Raw genomic sequence first — 26,393 nt, forward strand, 5'->3', positions numbered from 1 at the left:
TGCACAACCTGTTTTATTGAAGGATTCCCGGTGGCGGGTGTGCGCCCTGCGCCTAGGGGGCCAGGAACCTGAAGGGCTCCCACGGCAGATTCCGCAACACGGTAAATAAGAGTACCAGCGCCAGCACCACCCAGGGGGCCCGGGGATGGTCCAGCGGGCTGTTGGGGAACCGTTTTCCGAAATTTCGCACCACGCGTTCCGTGCCGTGCCAGCCGAGAAGCAATACGGCCGGGGGGAACAGCAGGTTATGGCCAAATGCCCCGCCCAGATCCAGGCGGGTGAGGTCGTGCAGTGCGCGCTGGCTGCCGCAGCCCGTACACAACAGGCCGGTGAGCTGGTGGAAGGGACAGGCCGGAAAGGACCCGCCTTCCGGGTCCATATGGTAGTAAACCAGCAGTAGGAATACTCCGGCGGCTACCCCTCCAAGGGCATACCACGTTATTTTGCGATCAGTAGCGGGCATTTTCCATGATCCCGGCAAAGATGCTGAAGCCGAAGATGGCCAGGTAGATGATTACTCCGATTCCCCCTACCACCAGGCCTACAATCCCCCAGGTACGTGCGCTCCGGGAATACTGTTCCGCCAGGGGATAATCGCCCCGGGCATAGGTCTCGTTTACCCGAGCGGCATATATGATGCTCACGATGCCCGCCGGGAGGCAGCAGCAGACCGTGCAGATAATGGCCAGGGCCAGGTAATTGCTCGGTTTTGGGGGTTGGTTTTCCATTTCGTTCATGCTGGTGGTTGTTTTAATAGGTTATCGTACTCGGCCGGGGGGATATGGCAGTGGCGGACGGTCGGTACCGTCCACCGGGGGTTATTCCTCAAACCCCCACTGTTCCATCATTTCGCGGGATTGTTCCATCATGGCATCCCATCCTCCCAGTTGCTGGATGCGGAACAGCATAAAACCAAAATAAAGCACACCGAGGACAATGGCGATTATGGCGAGTATCCGGGCGGTTTTCCACTGGTTGTAATTTGTGTAGACCTCCGGGGACTCCAGGTACTTCTTGTAGTCCGACCGAAGCAGCAGGTAGGCGATTACACCCAGGAGGATTGCCGGAAGCCCCCAGATGCAGCAACAGACATAGCCCAGGATGGATAATACAATGGCCAGGGTTACATTCGGTAATTTTCTTTGTTCCATGGTAGCGGTGGTTTAGTGGTATTGTTGGTTTAAAGGTTTAGTTTCAGGAGGAAATTCACGAGGATCGCAGCCACTGTAATACCCGCCAGCCAGGTAATCAGCTGCGTGCCATTCCTGACCCAGGCCAGCCGGTCGGCCACGATAGCCGCAAACAGGGCCATCAGGGGCAACAGGGCAGGGTACATCAGGAAGGATTCGATCAGTTCGCCACGCAGCAGGAGGGCAACAGCGCGTTGGAGGCCGCAGCCGGGGCACGAAATGCCCAGGATTTGCTGGCTCAGGCAGGGGAGCATGTCGGCTTCGGAAAAAATGGCTAATTGTATCATAGGGAAAAGACCGTCCCGGGATTTCCGAACGGTAAATTACTATTATTTTTGGGCAATGAAAATAAAACCCACCATTTATTTGGTCGCCGCCAATGCCCCCGCGGCCGGGGTAACCTCTAATCCCGAGGACGATGGAAAGCATTGAACCGGGCGATCGGGTCCAGTGGCTGGATGAAGACCTGGAGGGCGTGGTCCTGTCGGTCACCCCGGAGGGAATTCGCGTTCGCACCCCGGACGGGTTTGAAATGACGGCAGCCCCTGAGGCCGTCGTCCGTATCCCGCAAGGTGCCTCCCTGCCGGTACCCCCTTCGGCGGCCTCGGAGAAGCCGCAGGAAAAGCCGAATCGGAAGGGACTCCGGACCGGAAGCAAAAAGGCGCGCTACGCCCCGGCCCTGGAGGTGGACCTGCACATCGAAAAAATTCACCCGGCCCCGCAGCGCCTGGACACATATGAAATCCTCGATATACAAATGGAAACCGCGCGCCGCCAGCTGGAGTTTGCCCTGAGCAAACGAATCCAGAAAGTGGTATTTATCCACGGGGTGGGCCAGGGGGTGCTCAAGGCCGAATTGCGGACGCTTTTCCGCCGATACGACCACCTGAAAGTGCGGGAGGCCGATTACCGCTCCTACGGCCTGGGCGCCACGGAAATCTATATCCCCCAGGAGGCTTTTAACTAGAAGTCAATTGCTGGATTCGGAATTCAATTGGAAGATGTGGTAACCGTCCCGAATTCCTCCACGCTGATATTGGTGAGGCGCTCCCCGTTGGAGGTGATAAACGACACTCCGGCCAGGCGGATTTCGTGTGTGAAGAGCGTGGTATCCGCGGCGTCCCGGACCGTGGTGATCAGGACGCTCCCCGCTTCGGCTTCTACCTCCTGCAGTACCACCGGGGTTGCCGGGGGGATTTCCCCGCAGAAATACGAACTGCTGACGGCATCGTCGAACAGGCGGTAGGTCAGCTGGGAATTTCCCGGGATTGCCGATTCGATTTCGCCCCCGGAATCCGCATTTGCCAGCAGGCCGCTTTCGAGTTGCAGGATCAGCGCTTCGGAATTGTCGATTTTGAAGAATAGCTCCGTCGCGGTGGTTGCCGTACCGCAGTTCTGGATGGCAACCTCGTCAAAATCGATGGTTTCGATTTCGAGGTCCCCGCTGGAACAGGCAGACAGGAAACCGGCACAAAGAAATATCAGGGCTTTTTTCACAATGCCAAAGATACCTGAAATGACCCTGAATCTCCCAAGTGTCTCCCCGTAATTTTAGGAGGATTTAACTAATTTCGGTACTTTTGGCCTGTTAAAAACCAAGCTTTGCGCGCCATGGAAAAAGTATATCTGGACAATGCGGCAACCACCTGTATCCGGGAAGAAGTAATCGCTTCCATGTGCGAAGCCCTGGAGGGTTGCTACGGAAACCCATCCTCTACGCATTCCTTTGGCCGGAGCGCCAAAACGGGCATCGAAAAGGCGCGGAAGACCATCGCGGCCCGCTTGGGTGCCCGCCCTGGTGAGATCATCTTCACTTCGGGGGGTACCGAGGCCGATAATATGATCCTGCGGTGCGCTGTCCGCGACCTGGGGGTCCGGACCCTGATTACCACGCGCATCGAACACCACGCTGTTTTGCACACCGCCCAGGCACTGGCCGGGGAATCCGGTATCCGGCTGGAGTATGTCCCCCTGGACGCGGACGGCAACCCCCGGCTGGAAGCCCTCGAAAAATTACTGCAGGCCGATGACAGCCGGAAGCTCGTTAGCCTGATGCACGTCAACAACGAAATCGGCAACCTGACCGACCTGCAGGCGGTTTCCGCGATCTGCCGCCAACACGGGGCATTGTTCCATTCGGATACCGTGCAATCCATCGGGCATTTTCCCTGGGACGTACAGCAAACGCCGGTGGATTTTGCCACTGCTGCGGCCCACAAGTTCCACGGCCCGAAGGGTGTCGGATTTGCTTACATCCGCAAGGATACGGGATTGGGCCCCCTGATTTTGGGCGGGTCACAGGAACGCGGGTACCGGGCCGGGACCGAGGCCTACCACAACATCCTGGGCCTGGAGACCGCCCTGGAGGCCGCCTACGCTAACTTGGAACAGGAAAGGGAACACATTGTGGGACTTAAAAAATACTTCATCGACAAGCTTCGTGATTCCATCCCGGGGGTGGCTTTTAACGGTCTGTCGGCCGATCCCGAAAGGAGCACCTATACGCTGGTCAATGTGCGGTTGCCGCTGAGCGAAGAACAGGGGCAGTTGCTGTTGTTCCACCTGGATTTGAAAGGTATTGCCTGTTCCAAAGGGAGTGCCTGCCAGTCCGGCAGTACGGGTGCCTCCCATGTCCTGGCGGAAATCCTCCCCGAGGAGGAAATGGCGAAGCCTTCCCTGCGCTTTTCATTTTCGCATTACAACGGGCGGGAGGAACTGGACTATACGGTGGGGGTTTTGAAAGAATTTGTGGAATCCCAGGTGGGCAAGGCGGTCTAGCTTGCCGGAGGTCTTTTTTCTTTAACGGCCTTCCTTGTCGTAGGGGAATTTCCGGGCCGCCTTCTTCATCATCTTGTCGATCAAATCGTCGGTGTCCTTGCCGGATTTCCGGCTGATTTCCTGCTCGTATTTCCAGATGAGTTTTCCGGATTTCCCGTCGCTGATCTTGATGCCGATCCTGCCGTAGTCGGCATCGCCCAACAGGTAGTCCAGAAAACTGAAGTCAGAGGGGACACCATCGGAAAGCAATACGTTGACATCCAGGTTCCCGCTGATGATGCCGTCCACTCCCAGGATGTCCGCGAGTTCCCGGATCGTATACCGGTCGATGTTGTCGTATGAGATGTCGTTCTGGGCAAGCAGCGCGTTCGTATCCTTGCTGTTCTGGAAGTCCACGCTGAATTTTTTGCGTTTTTTGCCACGCCCGAAATAGGTTTCCAGGGCATCCTGCACGGCATACCCCTCCTTTTGCTCCAGGCGGTGCTTTTCGCTCCGGCTGAGCTCCTCATCCAGGTCCAGGTGGGTGAAGAACGGGATGATGGCAAGCACCTGGTGGTCCTGGCTCAATTCGTCAAAACGATTGCTCTGGAAGATGTTTTTCTGGGCAACTGCATTCGCAGTACCCGCGATTATCAGGAAGGCTACCAGCAAATTTTTCATAGAGGCAACACGGGGTTGGGGTGTTGGATATCCGGCAACGTGTTGGGCCGGATGCAATTATGCTGCAAAAGTACGCAAAAATACGGCTTATCACAACCCGGCGCGTACCTTCTGGCAGGGGAGGTTACCGCCGGAAAAAGGTCGCCCAATACCGGCTTATATTCCCCGCGTTGTCGGTTACTTCCACCTCCAGTTCACACTCCCGGGCATCGCCGATACGATCGTCGAAGTTATAGGTGATTGTACCGTCCTTGGGCTCGTATTCCATCAGGATCCACTTGCCGTTCAACGTGGCCGAATAGGAAGCGATGCCGCTGAGGTCGTCTGCAATCCGAAGGCTCAGGTAGCGATAGTTGGTAAGCCACTGCCGGTGCTTGAAATTGCGGGGCCGGATCGTGGGGGCAAGGGTATCGGTAGCCAGGGTAAATTCCCCGAGTTCCCTGCTGCGCATGCTGAAGGTGTTGCCCCTTTTGTACGTCCGGGTGTATCCGGGGTTGCCCCTCGAATCCAGCCGGGCGATAAACATCCGGGCGCGATCGGCCTCCGGGATGTGCGAAACATCAAAACTCAGGGTGAAATTCCGGTGGAGGGGCACGGTGGGCTTATGCAGTTTCACTGTATCCCCGTCGCTTCCAAGTTCCAGGTAGGTGTTCTGATAAAAGCTGCCGGCCGGAAAATAGGCCTGCGCCCTGCCCAGGTCAAAGCTCGCGGGTTTATCCGCCCGGATGAAGTAGGGGGTTTTCAGCTCATCCCCCCCGGACGGGGTTCCCGATTCGCCCCGCACCGGAACGGTCAGGATGGTTTCGTTCCCTGCCAGATCCGAGATTTCGATCCGTATTTCGTGCCGGCTCCCGGGCGATACCCGGATCTTCCCGTCGTCCTTGATTTCCTGATAGAGGCTGAGCCGGTTGCCGGAATCCCGGAAGCATTTCTGCACCCGCCGGTTGGTCGTGGCGTAGTACGGATAGTCGATCAGCGTATTGATGTACCGGGTTTCCCCGAAGGAGAATTTTTCAAAAACCAAATCCGTGCGGGTAGCCCCATCCACTTCCTGTCGAATGCGGTACACCCCGTTGCGGTTGGCTGCCAGGTCCTGCCGGTCGTAGGCCTGTACGCCGAGGCCAATGGTCCCGGAGGCCACCAGGGTATCCGCCAGGTAGGTGCCGTCTGCCTGCCTGCGCATCTGCAATTCCACGCGTTGGCCAACCCCGTTAACGTGGGCCCCATCGGACAGCGGGTAGGCAAATGCCGCCTCCAGGGTCGGGTTGGTGGCATCCCTGACGTCGATACCGTACAAGAGGGGGTTTGTGGGTTTCTCATCCACGCTGCTCCGGATTTCAAAATGCAGGTGCGGCCCCGAGGAACCCCCGGTATTGCCGGTATAGGCAATGATATCCCCTTTTTTAACAGGTACTTCCCCGTAGTCCGGAAAGGTCTCCACCTCATAGGAACGGCGTTTATACTGCAGGTCCTTGACGTATTCCTCAATGCCCGGGCCGTATTTCTGCAAGTGCGCATAGACGGAGGTATATCCGTTGGGATGCGCAATGTACAGGGCTTTTCCGTACCCCCAATGCCCAACCTTAATCCGGCTGACCGTACCATCCGCAATGGCCCGGACCGGCAGGCCCTGGCGTTGCTGGGTCTTGATGTCGATGCCCGCATGGAAGTGGTTTGAGCGCAACTCCCCGAAAGTCCCAGCCAGGATGATGGGGATATCCAGAGGGGGGTCGAACCGGGTTTCGGCCGGGGCGTATTGCGCCGGGGCATACAGGGATGCCAGTAGGAATAGCAAGGGGAGGATACGAGTCATAGCAAGGGAATTCCCTGCGAAATTAAGGATTCGGGCCGCAATAATGCAACATCGGGTAAAAACGAAGCCTGCGGGTGGCGTATGCCCCGCCGTCAGCGGCTTTACGCGCCGCAGGGGCGGAATAGTTGCAAAAAGTATTGCGAAGTCGCCCCCGGAGTGTTAACTTTGTGTAAATGCATTGAATTCTGCCCGGTGAGCGAAATGGTCGACATCGTTGACTCCCTCGAGAACAAGATCAGCAAGCTGTTGCGGAAACTCGAGTTGCTGCAACAGAGCAGGAAGAACTTGGAAGGGGAAGTTGCCGCGCTTAAGGAAGCGCGGGATACCGCCCGGGAAGCAGCCGACAAGTGGGAAGAGAAATACAATTCCCTGAAAATGGCGAATTCGATGCTGGGCAGTGAAACCAACAAATCAGAAGCCAAGCTCAAAATAAATGCGCTAATCAGGGAATTGGACCAGTGCATCGTTCAATTGGCTGAATAGCGACCAAGTTCAAACAAATGACCGAGAGGCTCAAGATAAAGCTATCCATAGCGGATCGCGTATACCCGCTGACGATCGACCCGGCCCAGGAAGAGGGCCTTCGGAAGGCGGCCAAGAATATTGAGCAACTCGCCAAAAAGTTCGAACAGAATTACGCCGTCCGCGACAAACAGGATGTACTGGCCATGTGCGCACTGCAGTTTGCATCTAAAATTGAGCAGGGGGGCATTGAGAAACAGGAAGACAACCAGGAAGTAGTCGAACGGCTCCGGTCGCTGGACAGCCTGATCGCTTCCACGCTGAGCGCGCAATAAGTTCTTTTACATAGCAATAGATACTGCCCACATTGGTATTATTTTTTTGACAAACTCAACATTACTTTAATTAGAAAGGGTGAGTTTAGGTTGTAAAAGCAAGCCTTCTTTGAAAGGATCCTTGAGCAATCTGTTAGCCCTAAACCTGTTTATAGGAGTTTGTACAAAACTTCCATCAATGTGGGCTTTTTTTATGCTTTCGGGGGTTGCCCGGAGGCGTATTCTGATTCAGGTGACACTGCCGGAACCGCAAACTAAATTGACAGATCATGGACATTACAACGATAGCCATCGCCCTGGTGGTTGGGTTGGGGATCGGTTTTGCCATTGCCAAGCTCCTTGAAAAGGGACAGGCTTCCAAGACCATTGCCGCGGCCAAAAAGGAATCCGCGGCCATCCTGAAGGATGCCCGGGCCGAAGGGGAGAATATCAAAAAAGAAAAGATTTACCAGGCCAAGGAGAAGTTCCTGGAGCTCAAGGCAGAGCACGAAAAAGTTATCCTCAGCAAAGACAAGAAGATCACGGAAGCCGAGAAAAGGACCCGCGACAAGGAATCCCAGGTAAGCAGCGAACTGGCGCGCAACAAAAAACTGAACGAAGAACTCGAAAAGCAGTTGGAGGAAATTGCCAGCAAACGGGAGTTCTTTGAGCGGAAACAGGGGGAACTCGAAAAACTGCACAACAGCCAGGTTCAACAGCTCGAAGTAATCTCGGGCCTCTCGGCCGAAGAAGCCAAGGGCCAGTTGCTCGAGTCTCTCAAGGAAACCGCTAAGACGGATGCCATGGCCTACCTGCAGACCACCCTTGAGGAAACCAAGATGACTGCCCAGCAGGAAGCCAAGAAAATCATCGTCAACACCATTCAGCGCATCGGCACCGAAGAGGCTATCGAGAATTGCGTTTCGGTTTTCAACCTGGAATCCGACGACGTCAAGGGTAGGATCATCGGGCGGGAAGGCCGGAATATCCGGGCACTGGAAGCCGCAACGGGTGTGGAAATCATCGTGGACGACACCCCGGAGGCCATCATCCTCTCCTGTTTTGATTCCGTCCGCAGGGAAGTGGCGCGTCTGTCCCTTCACAAGCTGGTCACCGACGGCCGGATCCATCCGGCGCGTATCGAGGAGATTGTCCGCAAGACCGAAAAGCAGATTGAACAGGAAATTGTCGAGGTAGGGAAGCGCACCGTGATCGACCTGGGCATCCACGGCCTCCACCCGGAACTCATCCGGACGGTGGGGCGGATGAAGTATCGCTCCTCCTACGGCCAAAACCTCCTGCAGCACTCCCGTGAGGTTGCCAAACTATGCGGGGTGATGGCTGCCGAGCTCGGGTTGAACCCGAAACTCGCCAAACGGGCCGGCTTGTTGCACGATATCGGCAAGGTGCCGAACACGGAAACCGAACTGGAAACCCCCCACGCCATCCTCGGGATGCAGTGGGCCGAGAAATACGGGGAAAAGCCCGACGTGTGCAATGCCATCGGCGCCCACCACGACGAGATTGAAATGAAATCGCTGATCGCACCGGTGGTCCAGGTTTGCGATGCTATCAGCGGGGCGCGGCCGGGTGCACGGCGCCAGGTGCTCGACTCCTATATCCAGCGACTCAAGGATCTGGAGGAAATTGCCTTTGGCTTCGGGGGCGTCCAGAAGGCCTATGCGATCCAGGCGGGAAGGGAACTTCGCGTGATTGTGGAAAGCGAAAAAGTCAGCGACGAGAAGGCTGCCCAGTTGTCGTTTGAAATTTCCCAGAAGATCCAGACGGATATGACCTACCCGGGGCAGGTAAAAGTCACGGTAATCCGGGAAACACGTTCGGTAAACGTGGCGAAGTAACCCCCGCGGAGCCCGGCGCCTGATCAGATATTAACAAATTCATACCCGGCCCGCGGATCTTCCAGGAGGTCGGTTCCCCGGTCGTTTAGCAGGATGCCGTGTTCCAGCCAGGCCTTCAGGTTGGCCAACCAGAAAGTCCATCCCGTGCTGCAGCCGTAATGGTACATCAGTTTGCTTTTCTCGTCTGTGGGGATGTTGTATTGCCTCAGGCAAACCAGGACCCGGCCCGCGCCTTCCTCCAGGCTAACCCGAACCCGGCAATCGCCTGCGAAGCTGAAGGCGATGTGCTGTTTCCCATCGGCTTCCAGGAGGGTGCCGGTTTCTTCTCCGTCAAACTGGTGCCACTTCCAGGCGTATCGGTCGCCGGCCTGCACCGGCTCTTCAGGGCCGCGTCGGCTGCCGTCGGGCGCATGGTAGGCGGCTTCCTTGAGGAACCAGGAACAAATGCCCGCTTGTGTTGCCCAACTCGTGTAGATCCGTCCGAGCGGTGCGGCGATATAGATCTTTTTGGTGAATTCCTCAAAGGACAAACCTTCCATATCAATTGGCTTTATGAGCTAGTTCGTAGGCGTGTGCCGCCCGTCCCAGGGCTGCCAGGAAGGGGATGCCGATTTCCTCGTACTCGTACTGGTCGTCGTTGAAGACCCCGTTTTCATTGACCAGGATAGTGGCCGCAAGCAGGAATTCCACGTCGTTTTCCCGATCCGTGATATACGCGCAGTCCGTCAATGTCCCGTAGGCAAACCCCACCTTGTTGTAGATCCGGACCGTTTCGGGGATACGCGCCTCCGAGTCGCCAAACATGAAAAATTTGCAATAACCGTCCGGGTAGAGGGCTTCCTCGTATCCGGCTTCCCTGGGCAACCGGGACATCGCCTCCAGAAGGAATTCCCGTTGTTCCCCGGTAATCCGGAATCGCTGCCCCTCCGGGAAATTCCCAGGAAAGACCACGCGTTTCAACAAGCCGTCCAGGGTGGTTAGGGGCAGGTAGTTTTTCAGGCCGAAATCGAAGGGTTCTTCAACGAGCCTGCCATCCTCCATATACCCGAATCCCTTGCGAATCCCTGTGAGTTCCAGTCTTTTTGGGGGTTGATTCTGAATCGGGCGGGACTGGGCCGTCACCGTATCGTTGCGATAAACTACCAGGGGCTGTGTGGTTGTTTCGTCCCGGTGGTACCCCAACCGGTGCGATATCCGGGCAGGGCCTGCCTGCTTTTCCGCCAGGCCCGCATTGATGGCATCCTGCCCCAGGAATTCAAACAGCCGGTTGTTTGCGTGGTTGTCGCTTACGGCAAAAACAGCCCGGATATCCCCGGCAAAGGTCTCCTCCACGCTGTCCCCCTCGATGTAGTACCTCGTATGGCGGTCCAGGCTGTCCAGCCGTGCGAGCTTCTCCAGGGCCAGGACAGCGATCGGGAACTTCACTGTGCTGGCCGGGTAGTGGTATGATGTTGCGTCCACCCGGTAGTCGTAGGGCGCCAGCCGGACGGAATCCCCGTTTCTGAATATTCGCGTATACCGGACCTGTACCTCAAATTTATCGGGGTCTGCCATCACCCGGGCGATGGCCGGGTCGTCGGAGGCCAGGATGGTTTCCAGCGGGTCCCTGTCTGTTTGGCGCCCGGTTCCTGTACAGCCCGATACCATCAGCACGGCCGCCCAAAAGAGTATTTGGAAGTGCCTGTTGCATGCTGTCTTGTCGCCTTTCATGTCACTGGCCCGCTACGGACTCCCCGGTTTCCGCAAATCGCTTGAAATCCTCCAGATACTTCTGGGATTGTTTCCTGAACGCCCCGGGCATCAGCCACCCCATCAGCTTCATCCCGAAAGAGGAAAACTGGAATTCCGATTCGGAAATCCATTTGGAGGTGTTTGCATCCACCTCCTTAAAATAGTTTTTCTGGATATTGTGCACCCCCTTGGTATCGTAGGTGGTGTGCAATTCATGGGGCGGGTTGTACTTGATAAGGGTCTCCACCATCACCAGGTGGCGTTTGCCCATTTGGTAGGCGAGCTCCATCTGGGCGCCTTCCTGTCGGGGTTGCCCGGAAATTTGTTTGTAAGACTCCAGGCCCCGTTGCCAGTGTTTCATGTTTTCCGGGTTATCCAGTATGGCCACCATGCGGTCCCTGGGCAGGTCTATGGTGATTTCGCAAGTGTATTTCATGGGAGCGCTTTAATCCCTAAGGTACTAAATTTTACCTTTTTTGGGGTGCTGATAAAAATGTGTTAATCCACAGGGGGGCGGTTTGCCCATGCGCCTGATATTCTTATTTTTGCCCGATGCGCATTGAGATACCCGCCACCCGTCTTACCTGGTCCTTCCCGGTTTTCGCGATCGCTGCGATGGCCCTCTGGGGTTGCGATTCTTTGTTTAACAAGGAAACCGAGAAGACACCCCTGGCGCGGGTAGGGGAAGAAATTCTGTACCGCGAAGATATCGCCCCCCTGGTGGACCCCGGGCTGAATCCTTCGGACAGCGCCTCGCTTGTCAACAACCTGATTACCAACTGGGCTACCGAGCAACTCCTGATGCAAAAGGCGCGGATGAACCTGCCCGCTGCTCAGATCGAGGAATTCGAGGCCCTGATTTCCGAATACCGGGCGGACCTCTATACCCGGGCCTACAAGGAGGCCCTCGTCGCCCAGGAGGCGGATACGGTGGTGAACCCCGTGGAACTGCAGGAATTCTACGAAAATGAGAAGGAGAACTTCCGACTCCAGGAGAAAATTGTGCAGCTGCGGTTTCTGGAGCTGCCCCCCCAGTTTATCAACCGGGAGGAGGTCACCGAGCGCCTGAGGCGCTTTGATTCGGAAGACCAGCGCTTTCTGGATAGCGTGGGGGTACAGTTCCGCAAGCTGAATTTTAACGATTCCATCTGGGTGCCTGCCTCCCGCGTTATCGAGGAGATCCCGCCCCTGACCTTTGAAAATGAGGGCGAATACTTAAAAAAATCACAATTTTTTGAACTCGAGGACGATGCCGGGGTATATTTGGCTGAAGTGCGGGACGTCATGGAAGTAGATGCCATAGCCCCGCTATCCTACATAGAGCCCACAATCCGACAGGTGCTGCTCAACCGCAGGAAGCTGGGTTACCTCAGGCGTCTGGAAAACGAGTTGATCGACGAAGCCATTCAACAAAAAGAATTACAGATTTATGAAGCGAATGAATAGATGCGTTTGGATAGTATTATTTGCCCTGGGCCTTTCGAGCCTGCAGGCGCAGGTACGCGATTCCATCCCGGATACCCAGATAGAACCCCCACAGGAAGATGTTGCGCCCCGGGAACTGGCTTCCCTGGACCCGCCGGCCACTACCGGTGAGCGCAGGAAGCTCGATGGGATTGCCGCCGTGGTGGGGGATTACGTGATCTTGGACTCCGATGTGGAAAAAACGATGATCGACCTGAAGAACCAGGGGGCTACCGACGCAGAGATTGACGACTGCAGCCTGCTGGGCAAGTTGATGGAGGACCGCCTCTATGCGCACCAGGCCGTACAGGACAGCATCCTGGTTTCCGATGACGAGGTCTACGCCCAGAGCGACCGCTACCTCCAGCAACTCGAACAGCGCCTCGGTTCCATGGAGAAATTGCTGCAATTCTACAACAAGGAATCCGCCGAGGACCTCCGCGAGGAACTCTTCCAAATCAATAAGCTGCAGATGCTCTCCCAGAAGATGCAGCAGAAAGTAGTGGGGGACATCAAAGTGACCCCCGAGGAGGTCCGGCAGTTTTTCCGGTCCATCCCGGAGGATGAAAAACCCGTATTCGGGGCCGAGCTGGAGATTGCCCAGATCGTCATCAAGCCCGAGGTCCCGGAGGCCGAAAAACAAAAGGTCATCGACCAGTTAAACGCCATCAAGGCGGATGTGGAGGATAATGACGCGAATTTTCGGGTAAAGGCGATCCTCTATACGGAGGATGAGGCCTCCCGTAGCAATGGGGGGATGTACACGATGACCCGGCAGACGCAGTTTGTCAAGGAATTCAAGGACGTGGCCTTCAGCCTGCAGGAAGGGGAGATCTCGGAACCTTTTGAAACCCAGTTTGGCTTCCATATTCTCATGGTGGAAAAGATCCGCGGGCAGGAACTCGATGTGCGGCACATCCTGATCCGGCCGGAGGTTCCCCAGGCCGCCCTGGAGGAGGCCCGGAAAAAACTGGACACCATCCGCCAGCACGTAATTGACGGCAAGTATACCTTTGCCGAGGCCGCCCGGAATTTTTCGGACGAAAAGGAAACCAAGTTTGAAGGGGGGCAGTTGCGGAACCCGGAGACTTTCGATACCCGCTTTGAACTGACGCGTATGGACCCGGCGCTCTACAACCAGGTCCGGAACCTGAAAGACAACGAAATATCGCGACCCATCCTGGAGGAAGACCCCCGGGGCGGCACGGCCAGCTACAAGATTCTGATGGTGACCAACCGGTTCGACGAACACGAGGCGGATTTCTCCAGGGATTACCTGAAGATCCAGGAACTGGCCCTGCGCGACAAGCAGTTCCGGGCCATCACCGACTGGATCGCCGAACATATAGACGACACGTACATCAGTGTCAACGGGGAGTATCGGCAATGCGACTTCTCGAATAACTGGCTAAAGCAGTAACATGTCGGACGTAGCTGCCATTGAACGGCTGGTTGAAAAACACCGGGCGCTGAAAAAGGAAATTGCACGGGTCATCGTAGGCCAGGACCTGGTGATCGACCAGATCCTCTGGAGTATCTACACCGGGGGGCATTCCCTGCTGATCGGGGTACCCGGGCTCGCCAAGACCCTCATGGTAAATACGATTGCCCAAACCCTGGGGCTGGACTTCAAACGGATCCAGTTTACCCCGGACCTGATGCCCAGCGATATCCTCGGAAGCGAGGTGCTGGACCAGAACCGGAATTTTATCTTTGTAAAGGGCCCTGTATTTGCCAATATCATCCTGGCCGATGAAATCAACCGGACGCCCCCGAAGACGCAGGCTGCCCTGCTCGAGGCCATGCAGGAACGGGCGGTGACCATTACCGGGAAACAATATAAGCTGGACCAGCCCTATTTTGTGCTGGCCACCCAAAACCCCATTGAGCAGGAGGGGACCTACCCGCTGCCGGAAGCCCAGCTCGACCGTTTCATGTTTGCCATTGAACTGAAGTACCCGAGCGTGGAAGAGGAAATCACCGTGGTGCAGACTACCACGGACGACCGCACCACCGAGGTGCGCACCTTGTTCCAGGCCGATGAAATCCTGGAGGTCCAGCACCTGATCCGTCGCATTCCCGTTCCCGACAACGTGGTGCGTTATGCCGTGGAGCTCGTCCACAAGACCCGTCCCGGACAGCCCGGGGCGTCCGAACTGGTGAATCAGTACCTGGACTGGGGTGCGGGCCCCCGGGCCTCCCAGAACCTGGTTCTGGCCGCCAAGGCCCATGCGGCCGTAGACGGCAGATTTTCCCCGGATATCGCGGACGTACAGGCAGTTGCGATGGGCATCCTCAGGCACCGCATCCTCAGAAACTACAAAGCGGAGGCGGAGGGAATCTCCGATGAGGATATCATCGGACAGTTACTCTGAAGCGAAATCGCCGCTGAGGTCGCATGAAATCGGTGTTTTGGCGCTTTTATAGTTTCAATTCCCTTGGGTTTTTACTATTTTTGGAGCTAGGCAAACAAGTAAAAACCAATAGCACATGGCATTTGATATAGACATGATTAAAGAGGTCTACAAGGCCTTTCCCGGACGCGTCGATGCGGCCCGTGAACTGGTCGGAAGGCCGCTCACCCTTTCGGAGAAAATCCTTTATGCGCACCTTTGGGACGGAAAGACCTCCCAGGCGTTTGTCAGGGGGAAGGATTACGTGGACTTCGCTCCGGACCGCGTAGCATGTCAGGATGCCACTGCACAAATGGCGCTGCTGCAATTTATGCACGCCGGAAAGCCCTCGGTTGCCGTCCCCACCACGGTGCACTGCGACCACCTGATCCAGGCCAAGGTTGGGGCAAAGAAAGACCTGATCCGCGCCAATGAAACCAGCAACGAGGTTTTCGACTTCCTGGAATCGGTCTCCAATAAATACGGTATCGGCTTCTGGAAGCCCGGGGCCGGGATCATCCACCAGGTAGTGCTGGAAAACTACGCATTTCCCGGTGGGATGATGATCGGGACGGATTCCCATACGGTAAATGCCGGCGGACTTGGGATGGTTGCCATCGGGGTCGGCGGGGCAGACGCCGTCGATGTGATGGCCGGCATGCCCTGGGAGTTGAAATTCCCGAAACTCATCGGGGTGAAACTGACCGGTAAGCTGTCCGGGTGGACGGCCCCCAAAGACGTTATCCTGAAAGTAGCGGATATCCTGACCGTGAAGGGCGGAACCGGAGCGATCATTGAATATTTCGGGGAAGGGGCCACTTCCATGTCCTGTACGGGCAAGGGCACCATCTGCAATATGGGGGCCGAAGTAGGGGCCACCACCTCCACCTTCGGTTACGACGATTCCATGGACCGCTACCTGCGGGCAACGGACCGGGCCGATGTGGCGGACGCGGCTAAGGAGATCGCCCCGTATCTCACGGCCGACCCGGCCGTGTACCAGGAGCCTGAAAAATATTTTGACCAGGTCATCGAGATTGACCTGGATACCCTAGAACCCCACCTGAACGGGCCGTTTACCCCGGACCTCGCCACCCCGATTTCCAAGATGGGGGAGGCTGCCAGGGAGAACGACTGGCCGCTCCGCGTGGAGTACGGCCTGATAGGATCCTGTACGAACTCCTCCTACGAAGATATTTCGCGGGCTGCTTCCCTGGCCCAGCAGGTTTCCGACAAGAAACTGAAGACTAAATCCAATTTTACGATTACTCCGGGTTCCGAGCAAGTCCGGTACACCATTGAACGGGACGGGTACATCGATACCTTCAACAATATCGGGGCCACGGTATTTGCCAATGCCTGCGGCCCGTGTATCGGTATGTGGGACCGCTACGGCGACAACGCCTCGGACGGCCCCAGGAATACGATTGTCCACTCGTTTAACCGGAACTTTGCCAAGCGGGCGGACGGCAACCCGAATACGCTGGCCTTTGTGGGTTCCCCGGAACTGGTAACGGCCATTGCCATTGCGGGCCGTTTGGATTTCAACCCGATCACCGATACGCTGATCAATGAAGACGGGGAGGAAGTAAAGCTCGACGAGCCGAGGGGCTACGAATTGCCGCCGAAAGGTTTTGCCGTGGAGGATGCCGGGTATGTGGCGCCCAAAGAAGACGGCAGCAGCGTGGAGGTGAAGGTTGCCGGTGATTCAGAGCGCTTGCAATTGCTGGATCCCTTTGAGCCGATCGCCCCCGAAAGCCTGCAGGGGATGAAACTGCTGATCAAAGCCTTCGGAAAGTGCACCACGGACCATATTTCTATGGCCGGGCCATGGCTGCGGTTCCGGGGGCACCTGGACAATATCGCGAACAACACATTGATTGGCGCCGTCAATGCCTTCAACAAAAAGACGAATTTTGTCAAAAACCAGCTCACCGGCGAATACGGCGGGGTGCCGGACACCCAGCGCGCCTACAAGGCCGCGGGCATTAAAACCCTGGTGGTGGGAGACCACAATTACGGGGAAGGGTCTTCCCGGGAGCACGCGGCCATGCAGCCGCGCCACCTCGGGGTTGCAGCCGTATTGGTGAAATCATTCGCCCGGATTCACGAAACGAACCTCAAGAAGCAGGGGATGCTGGCGCTGACCTTCGCCGACGAGTCGGATTACGACAAAATCCAGGAGGACGATACCTTCAACTTTACGGATATCCGGGATTTTGCGCCGGATAAGCCCCTGACCCTCGAGGTGGTCCACCAGGACGGAAGCAAGGACACAATCAAGGCAAACCACACGTATAATGCCACGCAGATTGCCTGGTTCCGAGAAGGATCGGCCCTGAATGTGATTAAAAAGGAAAACGCCTGATACCGGCACGAACTGAGACGCCCCCGGAAACGGGGGCTTTTTTATTCCCGGGGAACAGCCTATGAAAATCCGCCGAAAAACTTTCTTCAACATCCTCCTGATTGGCTTTGTCCTCTCGTTTTTTGTCACCCCCCTGGGGACGTATTCTAAGGTTTGGCTTATGCAGTTGTTTTCTTTCGCCCCCGACCCGATCGAAATCGGGGAGCGGCAGCGGATCCCCACCTATGACTGGAAACTCAAGGATGCGGAGTGGGATTTTTTTAATTTCGAACAGGCAAAAGGCCACGTGGTCCTGGTAGAATTTTGGGCGTCCTGGCGGCTTCCCTGCCTGCCGGAATTACAAGGTATCCAGGCATTGTACGAAGCGTACGGGGACCGCGTGCAATTCTACATCATAACGGATGAGGAACGGGAACCCGTGGAAGCCTTTATGGAGGAGCACGGTTTCACCTTTCCGGTTACCTACCGGATCGTCGGCGAACCCGCTCCCCTGGATGTTTCCAAACAGCCGAGTTCGTACCTCATCGACCGGGAGGGATTTATCGTAGTGGCGGAAGACAAGCTGGTGGACTGGGATTCCGGCAAAAGCCGGGAACTGCTCGACAGGCTTCTTTCCGGGGACTAGAAAACGAGGCTTAAGGCCCGGTAACCCCCGCGCTGGACAGTTCAGACCAGCTGGCGGTATTTGCAAGAGAATTAGGCAGGGGGGGCGGTCAGGTCTTCCGGAAGTACTTAAATGGGACAAACAGCATCCCGAAGCATTCCCCTTCCTCTTTTCCCAGGTGCTTGTGGTGGATTTTATGGGCCCTGCGGATACCCCGCGCGTACCAGTTATTCGCATTGCGAAAGAGCTTGAACCGCTGATGGATAAAGATATCGTGTACGATAAAGTAGGCAATCCCGTAAGCGAGGATGCCCAGGCCGATGGGCCACCCCTGCCAGAATCCCGTGTTCACGGCGGCCCCGATAAAGGACATGGAGACTATCGCATAAAATAGAAAGAAGGCGTCGTTTCGCTCAAACCAACTGTCGTGGTCCTTTTTATGGTGGTCCTTATGAAGGCTCCAGAGGAAACCGTGCATGATATATTTATGCGTAAACCAGGCCATGAATTCCATGAAGCAGAAGGTGGCCAGGAAAATTGCGATCCAAATCAAGACTGTCATCATACCAAATTTAACCGATATTTTACATATGAACGGGCCAGCAGCCCGACTTTCTGATAATTCGGGACCCGGATCCGGGCATGCCGCAACTCCACGGAGGGAGTCCGCTGCAGTTTATGCAGAAGTTTTGAGTAATAGCGGTAGGCCATATATACCCCGAACTTCGAATCCCCGGGGAGTTTGAGGATTCCCCGGTAGCCTTTTCTGAAATCCTCCTCAATCTCCTGCACGATCCGGGCTTTCGACTCCTCATCGAGTTCCAGCAGATTCGTATTCGGGAAATAGGTGCGCTCCAGGCCGTCGTAATCCGCCCGCAGGTCGCGGAGGAAATTCACCTTCTGGAAAGCCGATCCCAGGGCCATGGCCGATTCGCGGAGTTGCTCATAGCGCTCCTTATCGCCTTTGACGAAGACGCACAGGCACATCAGCCCCACCACATCGGCTGAACCGTAGATATATTCCTTGTATTCTTCCTCGCTGCGATACACCTTCTTGTGGAGGTCCATCCGCATGCTCCTGAGGAAGGAATCCACCAGGTGGCGGGGGATTTCGTATTTGTGATAGGTGGCCTGGAAGGCATTCAGGATGGGGTTCAGGCTGATGCGTTCCTGCAGGGCCAGGTCCAGGTCGCGCTCAAACCGACTCAGGAGGGTTGCCTTGTCGTAATCGTGGAACGAGTCTACAATCTCGTCGGCAAAGCGGACAAAGCCGTATATGTTGTAAATATCCTGTCGGATCCCCTTGGCCAGCATTTTGGTGGCCAGGGAGAAGGACGTGCTGTACCGGTTGGTGGTCAGCTTGCTGCAAGCCTCCGAGACGGTGTCGAAAAGTGCCTTCATCGTTGCGTTACCTGTTGTGTTTGACAATCATTTCGGAAACTAGTTTTCCGGAGATCAGGGCGGGCGGAACACCGGGTCCCGGAACCGTAAGCTGCCCGGAGAAATACAGATTCCCGACCCTGCTACTTTTCAGGCGGGGTCTGAGGAACGCCGTTTGTCGCAGCGTATTGGCCATCCCATATGCATTCCCCTTGTAGGAATTATACCGGCTGGCAAAATCCGACACGCAGAAGCTTTCTCTAAATATAATGTTATTTCTCACCTCCTGGCCGGTGAGGCGCTCAAAACGATTGAGGATCCGATCCGCATACTCCTCGCGCAATGCGGGGGTGTCTTCAAGTCCGGGGGCCAGGGGAACCAGGAAAAACCCGGTCTCTTTTCCATCCGGGGCCATGCCGGGGTCTGTTACCGAGGGAAAATTGGCATAGAACAACGGGGATTCCGGCCACCTGGGGTCGTCGTAAATTTCCCGTGCATGCTGCCCGAAATCCGTATCGAAAAACAGGTTGTGGTGTTGCACCCCCTTTAATTTGGAATCAAATCCGATATAGAATAGCAGTGCGGAAGGTGCGAACACCCGTTTGTCCCACCAGGATTCGGTGTATTGACGATGGGATTTGGGCAACAATTGTTCCGTATGGTGGTAATCCGCCCCGCTCAGCACGCCGTCCGCCCGGACCTCCTTTCCATTGACGGTAATGCCGGTTGCCTGGCCGTTTTGCAGCAGGATACCATCTACCGGGGCGTTTAAGTGAAACTCCACCCCCAGGGATTCCGCGAGTTCCACCATGGCCTGGACCACCCGGTACATCCCCCCCCTGGGGTGCCAGGTCCCCAGACCGAAATCCGCAAAATTCATAAAGCTGTAAAATGCCGGGGTCACCGAGGGTTTGGCACCCAGGAACAATACGGGGAATTCCAGGATGGATACGAGCTTCGGGTTTTTGAATTCCCGCCGTACCTCCCGGCTGATTGTACTGAAGAACTGGCCGATATGGCGAACGGTTTGGGTCGTTACGAGTTCCAGGGGGGAAACGCCCGGTTTGTAGACCATCTGGTTGATGGCGATATCGTAGTTCGATTGTGCCTTTTGAATGAATTTTTTAAGGGGTTTCGAACTGCCGGGTTCAATGCGTTCGAATTCCAGGCATATCTGATCGAGCGCCCCGCCGATGGTGACGGTTTCATCCGCGAAAAAAACCTGGTAGGCCGGATCGAGCCGGTCCAGTTGATAATACTCCTCCGGCGATTTATCGAAGTCGCCGAAAAACTTTTCAAAAATATCCGGCATCCAGTACCAACTGGGCCCCATATCGAAAGTGAACCCGTCGCGTTCCAACCGGGAGGCGCGGCCTCCCAATTGTTCGTTTTTTTCGTAAACATGCACGCTGTATCCGCTTTTGGCCAGATAACAGGCGGCCGAAAGGGACGAAAAGCCCGATCCGATAACAGCAATTTTTTGGTGCATGTGCGTATACTCGCCTATTGTTTATACCCCCGTCAGCAGTTCTTCGATGGAATTAAAAGCGCGGACGCCTTTCGGCAACTGGCTTTTTTCCAGATCCTGTACCTGCCGCCCCAGAATCCATAATTCGCTGCCGTTTATCATGAGGTGCGCCTCCCTGAATGTTTCCAAATAATCGGGGATGTCCTCCAGGGCCGGCAGGACCGTGAAGTAGGATATATATACCGGGTGCTCCACATAACCCTTCAGGTCCGACAAGTTTTCCATCGGAATGGTCGGGCCCAGGTAAACCGTCCGGTAGCCGTGCATCAGCAATTCGTAATTGAGGAACAGCAAACCGATTTCATGGATTTCATTTTCGGGGAGGTAGAGGATGAACGTCTTATCCCTGCGGGTGGGTTCTATGGTGTGCAGCTTTTCCGTACAGGTATAGATTTTCTGTTTGATCAGGTGCGTGATGAAATGTTCGTGGGCAGGTGAGATCGTATCGGTTTGCCAGAGCAGCCCGAGTTCGTCCAGCAACGGCAGGAAGACCTCCCAGAAAATTTCCCGGAACGACTTTTCCGCCGACAGGCTCGCGTAGGTCCGTTGGAACATGGAGAGGTCAAAATTGATCATCGCGAGTTTAAACGCATTGATCGCATGGCTCTTGACACTCTTCTCGGCTACCAGTTCCCGAACATGCTGCGGGATTTCCTCCTCGGGGATTTCTGCAATCTTCGAAATCTTAAGGCCGTTGTTGTACAGCAGGGTAACGTTCAGGAGTTTTTGGAGGCTCGAAAGGCTGTACGTACGGATATTGGTTGCCGTCCGCTCGGGTTCCAGCAGGTTGTAACGCTTTTCCCAAATGCGAATAGTATGCGCCTTGATCCCGCTGAGGTTTTCAAGGTCCCGGATGCCGAAAGATTGCTTAACGCTGTTCATTTATTTTAAAAGAAACTTAAACAAAAGTATTAAAATTAGGGATACGCTGTACACCCCGGGCGTTAAAATATCGATAAAATCGGTTGTTTCCGGCGCTGGCAATACTTTTTAAAGGTTCAACACTTTATGAAAATCGGCGGTCCGGACTGAAGGATTCCAGGGACAGGGAGGGGCTTTTGCCCGATATCACCTCGGCGATCAGTTTCCCGGTGACCGGTCCGAGGCTCCATCCCATCATGGCGTGTCCGGTGGCAAGGGAGAGGTTTTTCCAACGGGAAGTCCTGCCGATGTAGGGCATGCCATCCGGGGTTACCGGCCGGAGCCCGCAGGCAGCTTGTTGCATCTCTTCATCAGTGACCCGAAGTTCCGGGTAATAGGCAGCGGCAGACTGGGCTATAGCGGCCACCCGGTTGGGCCGGATATCGTGGTTGATGCCCGAGAATTCCATGGTTCCGGCCAGACGCGTAAAACCGCGCATCGGTGTTACGGCTACCTTGGATTCCATCAGGACTGCCGGGTAGCGCACCGGGGTTTCCCGATGCAGGTCTATCCGGTAGCCTTTCCCGGCCTGGAGGGAGAGATTCAGATCCAGGCGGGAGGCGAGTTCCGGGCTCCAGGAGCCTGCGGCCAGGACCACTTCGTCCGCCGGAAATTCCCGTTGGCCCGAAGTGACAGAGAGGATTTGATCGGATTTTGTCGTGAATCCATCCGCAGGTGTTCCCGGTACCAGGCGCACCCCGGATTTTTCCAGGAAAGCCTTCAGTTTTGGCATAATTTCCACGGGCGTGGTGTGGCCGTCGCACAGGTAATGGATGGCACCTTCAATATCCGGGCTCAGTCCGGGTTGCAGGGCGTCCAGTTCTTTTCGCGTAAGCGCGTCGGCTTCCAAACCGAGATCTTTGGCGCGGTCCATTACCCGGCGTTCCGAATGGGCGGCTGCCAGCGTTTTGTAAAGCATCAACAGGCCCGAGCGTTCCAGTTGGAAGTCCCCCAGGTCGCCGCTGTTGCGGAGTTCCTGATAGAGTTCCCGGCTGAGGACGTTGATCTCCGCAATCAGGGGCATCGCCCGGGCCACCCGGCCCGGGGTAGCCGACCGGTAAAAGTACCAGGCCCACCTGAAGAACTCCGGGTCCCACCGGGGTTTCATGTAGAAGGGACTGCTGCTGTTAAACATCCACATCAGGCCTTTGCGGATCATCCCGGGGGCTGCCAGCGGCACGATGTGGCTGGGTGTCAGGAACCCGGCATTTACATACGACGCCCCGGCATCCATGCCGGATTGATCGATTACAGTGACCTCATGGCCGTCGCGGTACAGGTAGTAGGCGCTGCACAGGCCCATAATACCCCCGCCGATAACGACGATTTGTTTTCCCATTGGCATTTCGGATTCAAGGGCCTAAGGTAAGGAATCGGGCGAAATGCGAATATCATTCGGATCGACTGGGGTACCTTCGCTGCGCTCGGTGCTCCAGAATGCGCTCCCGCCTGAAAATCCTCACCCCCCGCTGGCTATGCCAGCTGGGTTATTGTTTTTTCCAGACCCCTTACAAGAGCGAGCTCTTGACGGCTTCTGGAAAAAACAAAACCCCACTCTCTTTCGAGAGCGGGGTTCGCGCTTTAAGTGACCACGACTGGAGTCGAACCAGCACGTCCAGAGGACACTACCCCCTCAAGGTAGCGCGTCTACCAATTCCGCCACGTGGCCTGGAATAAGCGGCACAAATATAACCCCCTTTTTCCCTCCTTGCCAAACCTTTTTAAAGGAATTCTGCGAAAGTTGGCGGGTTCGGCCTTTTGGTTGCCAAAAACAGTGCTTTTCGATTCAGGGGGAACCGGGTTATTTGGTAATTTCACCTGCGATAATCACTTGCCACCCCTAATTATTAATTAAAACAGGGAAACTGCCAGGCGGCAGGTTGCCTCAGGCGCATTATGGAAAAACACCCTACCCCGGAAAAACAGCAATCCCGGTACCGCCATCGGGATATCGACTGGTTGCGGTTTAACGAGCGCGTATTACAGGAAGCGGAAGACCCGGATGTACCCGTATTTGAGAGGCTGCGGTTCCTGGCTATTTTTTCGTCCAACCTCGACGAATTCTTTCGTGTCCGCGTCTCCAAGTTGCGCCAGCTGAAGCAAGTGGATAAACACCTGCGCAAACGACTTTCCATGCGCCCCAACAAAACCCTGAAGGCTATCCTTTCCGAGGTGCACCGCCAACAGGAGGCGTTCGGGAGGATCTACCGGGAGTCAATTCTACCGGCCCTGGAGGAGCGTGATGTTTACCTGGTGGACCACCGCGAGCTTTCGCCCGGGGACCGGGAATGGGCGGGGCAATTCTTTTGGGAGGAGATCGCCGGCGATTTCCATATGAAACTCAGTCCGTCGGGCGGGAAGCCTTTCCTCGGGGATGGCGATTCCTACCTGGTCCTGCGCGACCCGGATTCGGCTCAGTGGCTCTATTTCCCTGCTACCACGGCGTTTCCCAAACGCTTTGTGCCGCTGCCGGGCTCAGGCGTATATCGCTTCCAAATCCTGGAAGACCTGTTAAAACTTGTATTATCCGGGCTATCCGGCCTGGAAGCTGATCCCGATGGGATATACAGCATAAAAATATCCCGGGATGCCGAATTGTACCTGGATGAAGATGGGGTGGAGCAATCCCTGGTGGAGGAAATCCAACGGTCCCTGAAAAAACGATCCCGGGGTCAGCCTACCCGGTTGCTTTATGACGCGCGCATGCCGGATATACTCGTGAAGTCGCTCCGCCGGGACCTGGGCCTGGGCCGGCTCGATCTGGTTCCCGGGGGCCAATACCACAATTTCAGTGATTTCATGAATTTCCCGAACCCGGCCGGGGATTCCCTGGAGTACAGGCCAATGCCCCCATTGCGGCACCCGCAGTTTGCTCCGGGCAGCAACCTGTTTGAAGTACTAGACCGGGAAGATGTGCTGATCCACTTCCCCTACCAGGACTTTGGACAGATAATCAGCTGGGTGGAGCAGGCCGCGGCAGACCCCCGGGTGCGCAGTATCGATATTTCGCTCTACCGCATCGCTTCGGAATCCCGGTTGGCCAGGGCCTTGATTGAGGCCACCCGACGCGGCGTGGCGGTCAGCATTTTTGTGGAGGCCAAGGCCCGGTTTGACGAGGAGAACAACCTGGAGTGGGGAAAGGCCTTTGAAAAGCACGGGGCCCGGGTAATATATAGTTTTCCCAACCTCAAGGTGCACTCCAAGGTATTGCTGATTTCACGGGAATCGAATGGTTCCCACCGCAGGTATGGCTATTTCGGCACCGGGAATTTCAATGAGAAAACTGCCAGGATCTATGCGGACCACGCCCTGTTGACAGCCCGGGAAGACCTGACATCCGACCTGGAGGCCGTTTTTAATTTCCTCAAGGATACCCGGCGGGAGCCCGTCCTGAAAAAATTGTTGGTTTCCCCCTTCAATACCCGGGCGAAATTTACCGAAATGGTCCGTCGGGAGATCCGGAATGCCGCCGATGGACTGCCAGCCGGCATCACGGCAAAAATGAACAGCCTGGAGGATCGCGGGATGATTGACCTGTTGTACGAGGCCAGCGCAGCCGGCGTGCCGGTTCGATTGCTCGTCCGGGGGTTTTGCTGCTTGTTGCCCGGGGTGCCGGGGCTGAGTGACCAGATCTTCGTGACGAGCGTGGTGGATCGGTTTCTGGAACACGGGCGGATATATCGCTTCGAAAATGGCGGCAACCCCAGGCTCTATATGGGGAGTGCGGATTGGATGACCCGCAACCTGGACCGTCGCGTGGAAGTCCTCGTGCCAGTCCATTCCACCGGGGTATTCGAAGAATTGAACCGGGTACTGGAAATCCAGCTCGCCGATAACGTCAAGGCGCGTATCCAGGATGCCGACGGCAAAAACCCCTATCGGCCCCCCAAGCCCGGGGAGCCGCTGGTCCGCTCACAATACGCCATCTACAACATGCTTGGGGAGCTGTGAAGATCAAGTGAATTTTTTGTATAATTATTCCAAACAGGCTGAAAGCATTCATGGAATTCATCGATTACTACAAAGTCCTCGGGGTGGACAAGAAGGCCAGCGAAAGCGAGATCAAAAAGGCCTACCGGAAACTCGCCCGGAAATACCACCCGGACCTGAACCCCGACGATGCCGGTTCCGAGATCAAATTCAAACAAGTCAACGAGGCGCACGAAGTCCTCAGCGATCCTGAGAAACGCAAGAAATACGATAAGTACGGCAAGGACTGGCAGCACGCCGAGGAGTTTGAAAAGGCCCGGAAGGCGAGGGGGAGCCGGAGCGGCCCGCAAAGCGGCGAACCGTTTGGGGGAGACCCTTTTGGGGGCTATACCTACAGCGGGGGCGACCCCAACGATTTTTCGGATTTTTTCGAGTCCATGTTTGGTGGATTCCGGGGGGAAGGGCCATCCGCCGGGAGGGGTTTCCGGGGGCCGGACCTCCGGGCGGGGCTGGAACTCGATTTACGCGACGTATACGAGACCCACCAACGGACGCTGACGGTTGGCGGGAAGAATATCCGCATTACCATCCCGGCCGGGATCGAAGACGGGCAGACCATCCGGATCCGCGGATATGGGGGCAAAGGCCGCAATGGAGGGCCTGATGGGGATTTGTATATCACCTTCGCACTGCGAAATTCCACCCCGTTCCGCCGGGAGGGCGCCAACCTGTACCGAACCGTGGAAATCCCGCTGACGACCGCAGTACTGGGGGGCACCATCACCGTCGACACATTTGACGGCAAGGCCAAAATGAACGTCAAGCCGCTCACCCGGAATGATACCCGCGTAAAGCTGAAAGGGAAAGGTTTCCCGGTATACAAGAAAGAAGGCCGTTTTGGCGACCTGGTCCTGACCTACCAGGTGTCCCTGCCGGAGAAGTTGACCGACCGGCAACGCCAGCTCTTCGAAGAACTCAAAAAAACGAATCTGTAGCGC

At 56.0% G+C, this 26,393-nt stretch carries 27 protein-coding genes, 1 tRNA gene and 1 other RNA gene; 13 read left to right on the plus strand and 16 right to left on the minus strand.

The annotated features are described in order from the left end of the window. Positions 1-52 precede the first annotated feature (52 nt). The 4 genes from RB2501_RS08225 to RB2501_RS08240 all read right to left on the minus strand — a co-directional run bounded on the left by RB2501_RS08225 (position 53) and on the right by RB2501_RS08240 (position 1,477). Positions 53-463 (minus strand): DUF2752 domain-containing protein, encoded by a 411-nt coding sequence (locus RB2501_RS08225; protein ID WP_015754316.1) that lies wholly within the window; start codon positions 461-463, stop codon positions 53-55. Next, the gene (locus RB2501_RS08230) at positions 450-737 is read right to left on the minus strand and encodes a CD225/dispanin family protein (protein WP_015754317.1); all 288 of its coding nucleotides are present in this window, start codon (positions 735-737) and stop codon (positions 450-452) included. The genes RB2501_RS08225 and RB2501_RS08230 overlap by 14 nt, the downstream gene beginning before the upstream one ends. 81 nt (positions 738-818) lie before the next feature. After that, positions 819-1,151, minus strand: coding sequence for a CCC motif membrane protein (locus tag RB2501_RS08235; protein ID WP_015754318.1), 333 nt, complete (start codon positions 1,149-1,151; stop codon positions 819-821). Between the two features lie 29 nt (positions 1,152-1,180). Beyond that, positions 1,181-1,477 carry a DUF2752 domain-containing protein gene (locus RB2501_RS08240; protein ID WP_041327100.1) on the minus strand — a complete coding sequence of 99 codons (297 nt, stop codon included), beginning with the start codon at positions 1,475-1,477 and terminating at the stop codon, positions 1,181-1,183. Positions 1,478-1,608: 131 nt separating this feature from the next. Between RB2501_RS08240 and RB2501_RS08245 the strand changes: the two genes are divergently transcribed. After that, positions 1,609-2,157, plus strand: coding sequence for a Smr/MutS family protein (locus tag RB2501_RS08245; RefSeq protein ID WP_015754321.1), 549 nt, complete (start codon positions 1,609-1,611; stop codon positions 2,155-2,157). Positions 2,158-2,180: 23 nt separating this feature from the next. Here RB2501_RS08245 and RB2501_RS08250 read toward each other — a convergent pair whose 3' ends face one another. Then, positions 2,181-2,687 carry a hypothetical protein gene (locus tag RB2501_RS08250; RefSeq protein WP_015754322.1) on the minus strand — a complete coding sequence of 169 codons (507 nt, stop codon included), beginning with the start codon at positions 2,685-2,687 and terminating at the stop codon, positions 2,181-2,183. Between the two features lie 114 nt (positions 2,688-2,801). Here RB2501_RS08250 and RB2501_RS08255 point away from each other — a divergent pair, with 114 nt between their 5' ends. Further along, positions 2,802-3,968 (plus strand): cysteine desulfurase family protein, encoded by a 1,167-nt coding sequence (locus RB2501_RS08255; protein ID WP_015754323.1) that lies wholly within the window; start codon positions 2,802-2,804, stop codon positions 3,966-3,968. Positions 3,969-3,989: 21 nt separating this feature from the next. Here the strand turns inward: RB2501_RS08255 and RB2501_RS08260 are convergent, their stop codons facing one another. Together RB2501_RS08260 and RB2501_RS08265 are read right to left on the minus strand one after the other, a co-directional pair. Further along, positions 3,990-4,628 (minus strand): hypothetical protein, encoded by a 639-nt coding sequence (locus RB2501_RS08260; RefSeq protein ID WP_015754324.1) that lies wholly within the window; start codon positions 4,626-4,628, stop codon positions 3,990-3,992. Between the two features lie 124 nt (positions 4,629-4,752). After that, positions 4,753-6,441, minus strand: a complete 1,689-nt coding sequence (locus tag RB2501_RS08265; RefSeq protein ID WP_015754325.1) for a M23 family metallopeptidase — start codon at positions 6,439-6,441, stop codon at positions 4,753-4,755. 192 nt (positions 6,442-6,633) lie between these two features. Between RB2501_RS08265 and RB2501_RS08270 the strand changes: the two genes are divergently transcribed. From RB2501_RS08270 to rny, 4 genes are all read left to right on the plus strand, one after another. Continuing rightward, positions 6,634-6,924: a hypothetical protein gene (locus tag RB2501_RS08270; RefSeq protein ID WP_041327102.1), complete on the plus strand. Its 291-nt coding sequence runs from the start codon at positions 6,634-6,636 to the stop codon at positions 6,922-6,924. A 17-nt stretch (positions 6,925-6,941) separates the two neighbouring features. After that, positions 6,942-7,238: a cell division protein ZapA gene (locus RB2501_RS08275; protein ID WP_015754327.1), complete on the plus strand. Its 297-nt coding sequence runs from the start codon at positions 6,942-6,944 to the stop codon at positions 7,236-7,238. Between the two features lie 53 nt (positions 7,239-7,291). Continuing rightward, a non-coding RNA gene (ssrS, locus tag RB2501_RS15985) (6S RNA) lies at positions 7,292-7,399 on the plus strand. Between the two features lie 108 nt (positions 7,400-7,507). After that, complete coding sequence (rny, locus tag RB2501_RS08280) at positions 7,508-9,076, plus strand: ribonuclease Y (RefSeq protein ID WP_015754328.1); 1,569 nt, start codon at positions 7,508-7,510, stop codon at positions 9,074-9,076. 23 nt (positions 9,077-9,099) lie between these two features. On the opposite strand, the gene RB2501_RS15800 is transcribed toward rny, so the two are convergent. From RB2501_RS15800 to RB2501_RS08295, 3 genes are all read right to left on the minus strand, one after another. Continuing rightward, positions 9,100-9,615, minus strand: coding sequence for an SRPBCC family protein (locus RB2501_RS15800; RefSeq protein WP_015754329.1), 516 nt, complete (start codon positions 9,613-9,615; stop codon positions 9,100-9,102). 1 nt (position 9,616) lies between these two features. After that, complete coding sequence (locus RB2501_RS08290) at positions 9,617-10,723, minus strand: serine hydrolase (RefSeq protein ID WP_041327649.1); 1,107 nt, start codon at positions 10,721-10,723, stop codon at positions 9,617-9,619. A 64-nt stretch (positions 10,724-10,787) separates the two neighbouring features. Beyond that, the gene (locus RB2501_RS08295; protein WP_015754331.1) at positions 10,788-11,243 is read right to left on the minus strand and encodes an SRPBCC family protein; all 456 of its coding nucleotides are present in this window, start codon (positions 11,241-11,243) and stop codon (positions 10,788-10,790) included. Positions 11,244-11,359: 116 nt separating this feature from the next. Here RB2501_RS08295 and RB2501_RS08300 point away from each other — a divergent pair, with 116 nt between their 5' ends. From RB2501_RS08300 to RB2501_RS08320, 5 genes are all read left to right on the plus strand, one after another. After that, entirely contained in the window at positions 11,360-12,253 is an 894-nt protein-coding gene (locus tag RB2501_RS08300; RefSeq protein ID WP_015754332.1) for a hypothetical protein, read from the plus strand. After that, positions 12,246-13,691, plus strand: coding sequence for a peptidylprolyl isomerase (locus RB2501_RS08305; RefSeq protein ID WP_015754333.1), 1,446 nt, complete (start codon positions 12,246-12,248; stop codon positions 13,689-13,691). Before RB2501_RS08300 ends, RB2501_RS08305 begins: the two co-directional genes overlap by 8 nt. A gap of 1 nt (position 13,692) precedes the next feature. Then, positions 13,693-14,646: an AAA family ATPase gene (locus RB2501_RS08310; protein WP_015754334.1), complete on the plus strand. Its 954-nt coding sequence runs from the start codon at positions 13,693-13,695 to the stop codon at positions 14,644-14,646. Between the two features lie 115 nt (positions 14,647-14,761). Continuing rightward, the gene (locus RB2501_RS08315; protein ID WP_015754335.1) at positions 14,762-17,032 is read left to right on the plus strand and encodes an aconitate hydratase; all 2,271 of its coding nucleotides are present in this window, start codon (positions 14,762-14,764) and stop codon (positions 17,030-17,032) included. Between the two features lie 61 nt (positions 17,033-17,093). Next, on the plus strand, positions 17,094-17,657 hold the full coding sequence (locus RB2501_RS08320) for a TlpA family protein disulfide reductase (RefSeq protein WP_015754336.1): 564 nt from the start codon (positions 17,094-17,096) through the stop codon (positions 17,655-17,657). Between the two features lie 88 nt (positions 17,658-17,745). Here the strand turns inward: RB2501_RS08320 and RB2501_RS08325 are convergent, their stop codons facing one another. The 6 genes from RB2501_RS08325 to RB2501_RS08350 form a co-directional block, all read right to left on the minus strand. Then, positions 17,746-18,198, minus strand: coding sequence for a sterol desaturase family protein (locus tag RB2501_RS08325; protein ID WP_015754337.1), 453 nt, complete (start codon positions 18,196-18,198; stop codon positions 17,746-17,748). Beyond that, positions 18,198-19,037: a phytoene/squalene synthase family protein gene (locus RB2501_RS08330; protein WP_015754338.1), complete on the minus strand. Its 840-nt coding sequence runs from the start codon at positions 19,035-19,037 to the stop codon at positions 18,198-18,200. The genes RB2501_RS08325 and RB2501_RS08330 overlap by 1 nt, the downstream gene beginning before the upstream one ends. Before the next feature lie 7 nt (positions 19,038-19,044). Beyond that, positions 19,045-20,505, minus strand: a complete 1,461-nt coding sequence (locus tag RB2501_RS08335; RefSeq protein ID WP_015754339.1) for a phytoene desaturase family protein — start codon at positions 20,503-20,505, stop codon at positions 19,045-19,047. A 21-nt stretch (positions 20,506-20,526) separates the two neighbouring features. Continuing rightward, positions 20,527-21,426, minus strand: a complete 900-nt coding sequence (locus RB2501_RS08340; protein ID WP_015754340.1) for a MerR family transcriptional regulator — start codon at positions 21,424-21,426, stop codon at positions 20,527-20,529. 124 nt (positions 21,427-21,550) lie between these two features. Beyond that, positions 21,551-22,804 carry an NAD(P)/FAD-dependent oxidoreductase gene (locus tag RB2501_RS08345; protein WP_015754341.1) on the minus strand — a complete coding sequence of 418 codons (1,254 nt, stop codon included), beginning with the start codon at positions 22,802-22,804 and terminating at the stop codon, positions 21,551-21,553. Positions 22,805-23,051: 247 nt separating this feature from the next. Beyond that, positions 23,052-23,134: transfer RNA gene (locus RB2501_RS08350), tRNA-Leu, on the minus strand. A gap of 227 nt (positions 23,135-23,361) precedes the next feature. Here RB2501_RS08350 and ppk1 point away from each other — a divergent pair. Both ppk1 and RB2501_RS08360 read left to right on the plus strand, forming a co-directional pair. Beyond that, on the plus strand, positions 23,362-25,416 hold the full coding sequence (ppk1, locus tag RB2501_RS08355) for a polyphosphate kinase 1 (protein WP_015754342.1): 2,055 nt from the start codon (positions 23,362-23,364) through the stop codon (positions 25,414-25,416). 50 nt (positions 25,417-25,466) lie between these two features. Continuing rightward, positions 25,467-26,390 carry a DnaJ C-terminal domain-containing protein gene (locus RB2501_RS08360; RefSeq protein WP_015754343.1) on the plus strand — a complete coding sequence of 308 codons (924 nt, stop codon included), beginning with the start codon at positions 25,467-25,469 and terminating at the stop codon, positions 26,388-26,390. The last annotated feature ends 3 nt before the right edge of the window (positions 26,391-26,393 follow it).

Source organism: Robiginitalea biformata HTCC2501, from assembly GCF_000024125.1.
GTDB lineage: Bacteria > Bacteroidota > Bacteroidia > Flavobacteriales > Flavobacteriaceae > Robiginitalea > Robiginitalea biformata.